The sequence below is a fragment of the Sinosporangium album genome (assembly GCF_900100605.1).
Taxonomy (GTDB): Bacteria; Actinomycetota; Actinomycetes; order Streptosporangiales; family Streptosporangiaceae; genus Sinosporangium; species Sinosporangium album.
This window is the reverse complement of record NZ_FNCN01000028.1, coordinates 18,225-26,084: the sequence shown is the minus strand read 5'-3', so window position 1 is coordinate 26,084 and position 7,860 is coordinate 18,225. Positions and strand designations below refer to the sequence as shown.

General features: G+C 72.8%; 6 protein-coding genes. 1 reads left to right on the top strand and 5 read right to left on the bottom strand.

What is annotated here, in order from left to right:
* Window positions 1-71: 71 nt before the first annotated feature.
* A complete protein-coding gene (locus BLQ73_RS23675; protein WP_093173490.1) occupies window positions 72-3,248 on the bottom strand; it encodes a type I polyketide synthase in 3,177 nt (1,058 codons plus the stop codon).
* The gene (locus BLQ73_RS23670; protein WP_093173488.1) at window positions 3,238-3,996 is read right to left on the bottom strand and encodes a thioesterase II family protein; all 759 of its coding nucleotides are present in this window, start codon (window positions 3,994-3,996) and stop codon (window positions 3,238-3,240) included. The genes BLQ73_RS23675 and BLQ73_RS23670 overlap by 11 nt, the downstream gene beginning before the upstream one ends.
* 308 nt (window positions 3,997-4,304) lie before the next feature.
* On the opposite strand from BLQ73_RS23670, the gene BLQ73_RS23665 reads away from it, so the two are divergent.
* Window positions 4,305-5,570: an MFS transporter gene (locus BLQ73_RS23665; RefSeq protein WP_176955626.1), complete on the top strand. Its 1,266-nt coding sequence runs from the start codon at window positions 4,305-4,307 to the stop codon at window positions 5,568-5,570.
* Window positions 5,571-5,656: 86 nt separating this feature from the next.
* On the opposite strand, the gene BLQ73_RS23660 is transcribed toward BLQ73_RS23665, so the two are convergent.
* From BLQ73_RS23660 to BLQ73_RS31635, 3 genes are all read right to left on the bottom strand, one after another.
* A complete protein-coding gene (locus BLQ73_RS23660) occupies window positions 5,657-7,321 on the bottom strand; it encodes a carboxylesterase/lipase family protein (RefSeq protein ID WP_218125987.1) in 1,665 nt (554 codons plus the stop codon).
* 99 nt (window positions 7,322-7,420) lie between these two features.
* Complete coding sequence (locus tag BLQ73_RS32700; RefSeq protein ID WP_176955625.1) at window positions 7,421-7,570, bottom strand: GPGG-motif small membrane protein; 150 nt, start codon at window positions 7,568-7,570, stop codon at window positions 7,421-7,423.
* Window positions 7,571-7,701: 131 nt separating this feature from the next.
* Window positions 7,702-7,842: a hypothetical protein gene (locus BLQ73_RS31635; RefSeq protein ID WP_218125986.1), complete on the bottom strand. Its 141-nt coding sequence runs from the start codon at window positions 7,840-7,842 to the stop codon at window positions 7,702-7,704.
* Between the last annotated feature and the right edge of the window lie 18 nt (window positions 7,843-7,860).

Here is a 7,860-nt window from a genome sequence, read left to right as displayed (position 1 = left end):
ACCCCGCCCGATCCAACGGCGAAGCAGTTCACGCTTGGGGTCGGACAACTCCGCCCGCGTGGTATCCCCCGTCACTTCTCCCCTTTCTCCAGCAGAGCCGCCGCCTCGTCGTCGGACATGGCGGCCAGCTTCTCGGTCAGCAGTTCCTCGATCAGTACGGCGAAGCCCGCCACGGTCGGCGCCTGCGTCAGCACCTGGGCACCGGACAACTCCACCGGGAAGCGCTCACACACCCGGTTCGCGATCTGGACGGCGAGCAGCGAATGCCCGCCGAGCCGGTAGAAATCGTCGTGGACTCCGATCCGCTCGACCCCGAGCAGCTCCTGCCAGATGGCGCACAGCTCCTCCTCGACAGGGCCGCGCGGCGGGGCGTACGGCGTGCCCAGCTCGGGCCGCTCCCCCGCGGCATCCGCCACCTCGCCGGCGGCCTCCCCGAGGTCCGCGAGGTCCGCGAGCTCCGCCAGGTCCATAAGCTCCGCCGGGTCGCCGCCCGGCCCCGGCGTGCCGCCGAGCGGCACCGGACTGAACACGCGGCCGAGTTCCGACGGCGCGGGCCTCACCAGGTGGCGGCGGCGCTGGAACGGATAGGTCGGCAGCACCACGCGGTTCCTGCGGGCGCCGTCGTGCAGCCGCGGCCAGTCCACGGGCACGCCGCGCAGCCACAGCTCGCCGAGCAGGCGCGGCAGCGCCGGGCCGCCGGCGGCGGCGAGCGCGGGCACGACGGGGGCGAGGTCGAGACCCTCGGACCGGGAGACGATGCCGCGCAGCGCCTCCCCCGGCCCCACCTCGACCGGCACGGCGCCGGGGAAGCGGCGGGCAAGTGCCGTCAAGGCGTCGTGGAACCGGACGGGTTCCCTGATCTGCCGCCCCCAGTAGCCGGGATCGGCGGCCTCCTCTCCGGTCAGCCAGGTGCCCGTCACGCCCGACAGCAGCGGCACGCGGGGTTCGGAGGCCGCCACCCGCGCCGCCTCCGCGGCGAACAGCGGCACCGCCGGCTCCACCAGGGCGGAGTGGAACGCGTGCGAGGTGGCGAGCCGCGTATGCGTCACGCCGGCGCCGAGCAGCCGCGCGCGGGTCTCCTCGACCGCCGCGTACGGCCCGGCGACGACGACGTCGCCGGGCCCGTTCACCGCGGCGATCTCGACCCCGGGCGCGAGGAGGCCGCCCACGTCCTTCTCGCTCAGCGCGACGGCCAGCATCGCGCCCGGCGGGCGTTCCGCGAGGAGCCGTCCGCGCGCCGCGACCAGCGCGAGGGCGTCCTCCAGCGTGAACACCCCCGCGAGGCAGGCCGCGACGAGCTCGCCGACGCTGTGGCCGGCCATGGCGGCGGGCCGTACGCCGAGGTCGAGCAGCCGCCGGCCGAACGCGTAGCCGGTGACGAACAGCGCGGGCTGCGCCACGGCGGTGTCGGTCAGGGCGGCGGACAGGGAGTCGGCCGGTTTGCCGGCCGGCGTGTCGCCAGCGGTGCCGTACAGGGCGTCGCGCAGGTCGAACCGCAGGTGGGGGCGGAGGATCTCGGCGCACTCGTCGACGGCGGCCCGCACCGCCGCGTCGGTCTCGTACGGCTCGCGCCCCATCCCCGGACGCTGGCTGCCCTGCCCGGGGAACAGGAACACCACGTGCGGTTCGGCGTCCACCGGGCCGGCGGAGAGCAGCCCCGGCGACCTGCCCAATAGCACGTCGGCGGCCTCCGCCGCGGTGCCGGCCACGGCGGCGCGCCGGTAGGCGAACTCCGCCCGGCCCACCTGGGTCGTGTAGGCGGCGTCGGCGAGCCCGGCGCCGGCCGCGGCGGGCTCCGCGAGGTGGCCGGCCAGGGCGGTGGTGGCCTCCGCGAGGGCCGAGGGCGTCGCGGCGGACAGGAGGAGCACCTGCCCGCCCGCCTGCGGTGAGGACGGGCGCGGCGGGGGCGGCTCCTCCACCACGATGTGCGCGTTGGTGCCGCCGACGCTGAACGAGCTCACCCCGGCGCGGCGGGGCCGGGGGCCGCGCGGCCAGGGGGTGGCCCGGGTGTTGACGACGAACGGCGTGCCGGGGAAGTCGATGTCGGCGCTGGGCTGTGCGCAGTTGATGCTGGGCGGTAGGGTCTCGTGCGCGAAGGACAGCAGAACCTTGATCAAACCGGCGAGCCCGGCAGCCGTGTCGGTGTGCCCGATGTTGGGCTTGACCGTGCCGATCCTGCAGAACCCCCGCAGGTCCGTCGCGAACGCCTCGGTGAGCGCGCGGATCTCGACCGGGTCGCCGAGCGGGGTCCCGGTGCCGTGGGCCTCGATGTAGTCGATGGACTCCGCCTCGACCCCGGCCACCGCGAGCGCCTCGGCCACGACCTCGGCCTGTCCGCGCACGCTCGGCGCGGTGAACCCGATCTTGTCGGCGCCGTCGTTGTTGACCGCGCTGCCCTTGATGACGCCGTGGACGGCGTCTCCGTCGGCGAGCGCGTCCGCGAGCCGCTTGAGGACGACCACCGCGACCGCTTCGCCCGCCGCCGTGCCGTTCGCGGCGCTGTCGAACGCGCGGCACCTGCCGTCGGGCGAGCCGATGCCTCCCTCCTGGTGGAGGAGGCCGACGTCGCGCGGGTAGGAGATCGTCGCGCCTCCGGCGAGGGCCAGGTCGCACTCTCCCGACAGCAGGCTCTGCACGGCGAGATGCGTGGCGACCAGCGACGTCGAGCAGCCGGTGAGCACGCTGACGCTGGGCCCGCGCAGGTTCAGCTTGTAGGAGACGCGGGGCGCGATGAGGTCCTTCTCGCTGCCGAGCAGCGCGGCGAACTCGCCGACGCGCCGCGTGTGGGAGCGGCTGGGCAGCACCTGTGCCAGCAGGTAGGTGTTGGGGCCGCCGCCGGCGAAGACCCCGGCCGCCCCTTCGAAACGTAACGGATCGTATCCGGAACGTTCCATCGCCTCCCACGCGCATTCGAGGAACAGGCGCTGCTGTGGATCGAGCGTCGCCGCCTCCAGGGGCGAGTAGCCGAAGAACGCCGCGTCGAACATCTCGGGGTCTTCGACGACGCCGCGCAGGCGGACGAGTCTGGGGTCGGCGATGACGTCGTCGGCGACGCCGGCCACCCTGAGCTGCTCGTCGGTGAGGCTCGACAGGGATTCCACGCCGTCGCGCAGGTTCGTCCAGAACTCGCCGAGGTCACGGGCGCCGGGGAAGCGGCCCGCCATGCCGACGACGGCGATGTCCCCGGAGCCGCCAGGGTCGCCGGAGTGACCGCCGCCGCCGGCCGCCGGGCCGCCGTCAGCACGCATCCGCGAGCCCTCCTACGATCTCGGCCCAGACCCGTGTGCGCTCGTCGGCCAGGTAGAAGTGGCCGCCCCGGAGGCGGCGCAGGGTGAAGTCCCGGCTTGTGGCGAGCGCCCAGTCCGCCATCGCCTCGGCGTTCACGGTCTCGTCGGCGTCGGGGCAGTAGGCGACGATCGGCACCGGCAGCGCGACGGGCGGCTTCGGCTCGTAGGTCTCCAGCATCCGGTAGTCGTTGCGCACGACGCCGAGCACGATCTCCCGCAGTTCGGGGTCGGCCAGCACGACGGGGTCGGTGCCGCCGTGCCGCCGCAGCACCGCGGCCAGTCCGTCGTCGTCGAGGGTGTGGTAGGCCGTGTCGCGGGGCCGGTCGGGGGACGGGCAGGCGGACACGTGGAGGGCCGCCGGCTTCGCCGTACCGCTCTCGACGAGCCTGGCGGCGACGTGGTAGGCGAGCACCGCCCCCATGCTGTGGCCGAACAGCGCCGTGGGAACGTCGAAGAGCGGCGCGACGGCGCAGGCGACGCCGTCGGCCAGGGTGTCGAGGTCGTCGATGAGCGGTTCGGCGGTGCGGTCCTCCCTGCCGGGATACTGCACCGCCACCACGTCGAGCCAGTCCGGCAGCGACGCCGCCCACCCCCGGTAGAAACTCGCGCCTCCTCCCGCGTGGGGCAGGCAGATCAGTCGGGCACGTACCTCCGATCGACGCAGGTGGAGACGGATCCAGGGATTGGTGAGCTGTGTGCTTTTCGTCATGTCATTCCTGTGTGCGGGCATGGCGAGGCCACGCCGGAAGATCGTCCACGCTGCGGGCATGGCGGGTCACGGCGACAGGGAGATGCGATGAATTAGGTATGCCTTACCTAAGAACAAAGCCAAGCAAATCAGCGCGAGACGGACAAGCCTTGGTGCGATTTATCACAAACGATCTCCGCCCTATCCGCGCCCGCAAGCCCGTGACCTGCACGCTTGACACGCGATCTTCTCTGAGATTAGGTAAGCCTTACCTAAACGACTAGGTCCTGCTTCCCACGACCATCCGTATGTGTCAGCGAGGAAAACCCGTGACCCGTACCGCCCGGATGCGGCTACTGGCCGCCCTCTACGCCACGCAGAACCTGGGGGTCGGGTTCTTCTCGTACGGCTTCGCCACCGTCGCCCAAGACCGGGGACTGGCGTTGACGCAGATCGGAGCGATCCAGATGATCGCCCTCCTGCTCACCGTCAAGTTCCTCTGGGCCCCCCTTGTCGACCGCTTCGGCTCGGCCCGGCTCGGCCATTACCGGGGCTGGCTGCTCACCACTCAGATCCTGCTCGTGGTGCTGGCCGCCGCCATGGCCCTGTTCGACCCCGCACAGGCCCTCGGCCCTCTCATCGCCCTGACCGCGATGATGTTCATCGTCGCCGCCACCCAGGACATCGCCACCGACGGCGCCGCCGTACGGCTCCTGCCGCCCGGCGAACGCGGCCTCGGCAACGGCTTCCAATCGGCCGGCAGCTCCATCTCCCAGCTCGTCGGCGGCGGGGTCGTCCTCATCGTCTACGACGCGTACGGCTGGGCCGCCTCGGCCCTCGCCCTCGCCGCCTTCAGCGCCGTCGCCCTGCCGTCGGTGCTGGCCTGGAGAGAACGGGAGAGCACGCCGCGGCCTCGCGGCCAGACCGTCACCTGGAAGCAGATCACGTCGTTCTTCCGCCGCGAGGGCGTCCCCCGCTGGGCCCTGGTCATCCTGCCGCTCTACATCCCCGGCATCACCCTGGCGGTCAACGTCACCCGGCCGCTCCTCCTGGACGCCGGCTGGTCCCCCACCCGCATCGGCACCGTCGTCGTCATCGGGGGCGGCATCGCCGGATTCGCCGCGGGCATCGCCGGAGGCGCGGTCATCGGCCGCATCGGCCGCAGGCGGGCCATGATGGCCTTCGCCGTCCTGCAGACCCTGTCCGTCGCCGCCATGATCCCGCTGGCGCTCGGCAGCACCGGCACCGCGCTCGTGTTCGCCGCGGTCGCCCTGGGCAACGTCGCCTTCGCCGCCGGATTCGCCGCCGTCTTCACCATCTCGATGGACCTCAGCCGCGCCACCAGCCCGGCCACCGACTTCACCATCCTGAACACGTTCGCGACCATCGTGATGGTGCTGTCCGGCGGGATCGGCCTCGGCCTCGCCGACGCCCTCGGCTACACCACGACCCTGGTCATCGCCACCGGCCTGGCGGCCCTCGGCGTGCTCGTGGTCTGGTTCAACCTGCCGAAGGTCCTCGGCGCCGCCGAGCGCCACGCCGCCGTGGAGGCCGACCCGGAGGCCGCCGACGCGGCGCGTGCCCCGATCGCCTGACGCGCGGGGCACCGGTCACCTGAGGCGCGGCGTACCGGCCCGTTGAGGCGCGGCGCGCCGGTTCGCCTGACGCACGGCGCGCCGGTTCACCGCCGGGTGCCGCCGGACGAACAGGGCACGCTCTCCCAGAACCCGCACTGGTGGCGGGCCTCGTAGTCGACCGGGCGGATGCCGCCCGGCCCCGGGGCCAGGTCCTGGACGAACCGGGTGCCGAACCTCGGCCAGTACGGCGTCCCCGGGCCGTTGGGGTCGCCGGTGCGGGCGAACCGCGTCACATAGCGGGTGACGACCCGCGACAGCTGCCTTTGGGCGGGGTTCAGCCCGCCGCGCGGGATGGGGAACAGGTAGGCGAGCTCGGAGCCGTGGTAGGCGCCCATCGTGAAACCGGGGGCCCAGATCCCGGGGAAGATCACCGGGGCGTCGCGGTCGGCGAACTCATACGCATATGTGGGCACATGCCGGGCGACCTCGCGCTGGGCGGCCAGCGTCGGGCAGCTCCAGATCCGGTCGGTGGTGGCCGCCGCCCAGGCGAGGGCCGGCGAGGCGTAGGCCGCGACGGGATAACGCGAGGCCACCTGGCCGGCCCGGCCGCCGAAGGAGGCGGCCAGCAGCGAGGCGTACCGGGCCCGGTCGACGGCGCCGCCGTACATCCAGGCGACATACAGGCGCTGCTCGTCCCGGGTGGTCCCCATCATGACGGGGACCCGGTGGAAACGTCCGGCTCTGAGGGCATGCGCGGGGTTCTCGGGAAGTACGGCGCTGCCGTACGCCGGCCGGGCGACCCCCGGGGCCAACGGGTCGTTCACGAGGCCGCCCGACCCCCCGGCGGGAACCGCCCGCAGGCAGTCCACCGTCGAGCAGCCGCGGCGCGCCGCCAGCGCCTGCCCGAGCCCGGCGACCTCGCCCTGCGGCCCCCACGGTGAACCCGCGGGCACCGCGGGCACCAGCGCCCCCGTCGGCCAGTCGACGGTGCAGGCGCCACTCTGCACGATCGCCTTGTGGAACAGTCCCGCCGAACCGGGCGCGGTGAGCTGGGCGCATGTGCACATCCCTCCGGCCGACTGCCCGAACAGGGTGACGTTGCCCGGGTCGCCGCCGAAGGCGGCGATGTTGCGCCGGACCCAGCGCAGGGCCGCCTGCTGGTCCTCGATGCCGAACGTCCCCGAGCCCGGCAGCCCCGGATAGCCGAAGAAGCCGAACACGCCGAGCCGGTAGTTGACGGTCACCACCACGACATCGCCCTGCTCCACCAGGGACGACGCGTCGTAATCGGCGCCCGACCCGCTGACGAACCCGCCGCCGTGCAGCCACACCATCACGGGTTTGCGCCCGTCGGCGCGGCGGGGCGCGAAGACATCCAGGTAGAGGCAGTCCTCGTGGTCGCTTCCCGCGTTGCCGCTCAGCGGTTCGGCCGGCTGCGCGCACATCGGGCCGGGCTTGCCCGCGTCCCGGGTCCCCGTCCAGGGCGCAGACGGCCGCGGGGGGCGCCACCGCAGCGCGCCCACGGGCGGCGCGGCATACGGAATCCCGCGGAACACCCTGTGGCCCCCCGCCGCCGTTCCTGTCGCCGCACCTCGCGCCGCGCCTCTGACCGTGCCCCGCAGCGCGCCGCCGTCCGTGCGCACCACCGTGCCGTCGGAGTCGCCCGCCCCTCCGGCCTGCGGCACCGGCGGCCCCGGTACGGCGCACGCCGACACCACCCCCGCCATCACGGTCGCCGCGACCGCCCGCGGCCTTCGAAACCCCCGCACCGCGGTCTCCCCTCGCCATGAGTCCCCTGTGGAGCGTTACGAGAACGCCTTCATCCAGGTCACCTGCGTCTTGCGGGGGTGAGCGGCGCAGTGCGGCGGTCAGACGTGGAAGATGCTCACACCGCCCGGGCCGACGAGGAAACCGAGAATGATCAGAATGATCCCCCAGACGATCTGCCGGCGGGCGATGATCACATAGATGCCTCCGATGACCAGTGCGACTGCTATCAGCCAAAGCAAAGTACCCATATACAGCCCCTGCCCACCGAAATATCGCTTTACCCCTTTTGATTGTCAATCGTCAGGAATATCAGCAAATCGGAGGATTTGCCGGTGCAGATGGTACGGCGGAGCCCGCGCCGATTCCCCCTGAACCGATCTCAAGCGATCGGCAGCCCCGTGTAGTTGTCCGCGAGTTCGGCGGCGGCATGCGGAGAACTCGCCGGCCGTTCCGGCTGGGAGAGCTGGAGGCGGGTGTCGAAGGGGGACTGGTCCGGGGCCGTGTGCATCGTGGTCGTCACGGGAAGGACGGCCTTGCC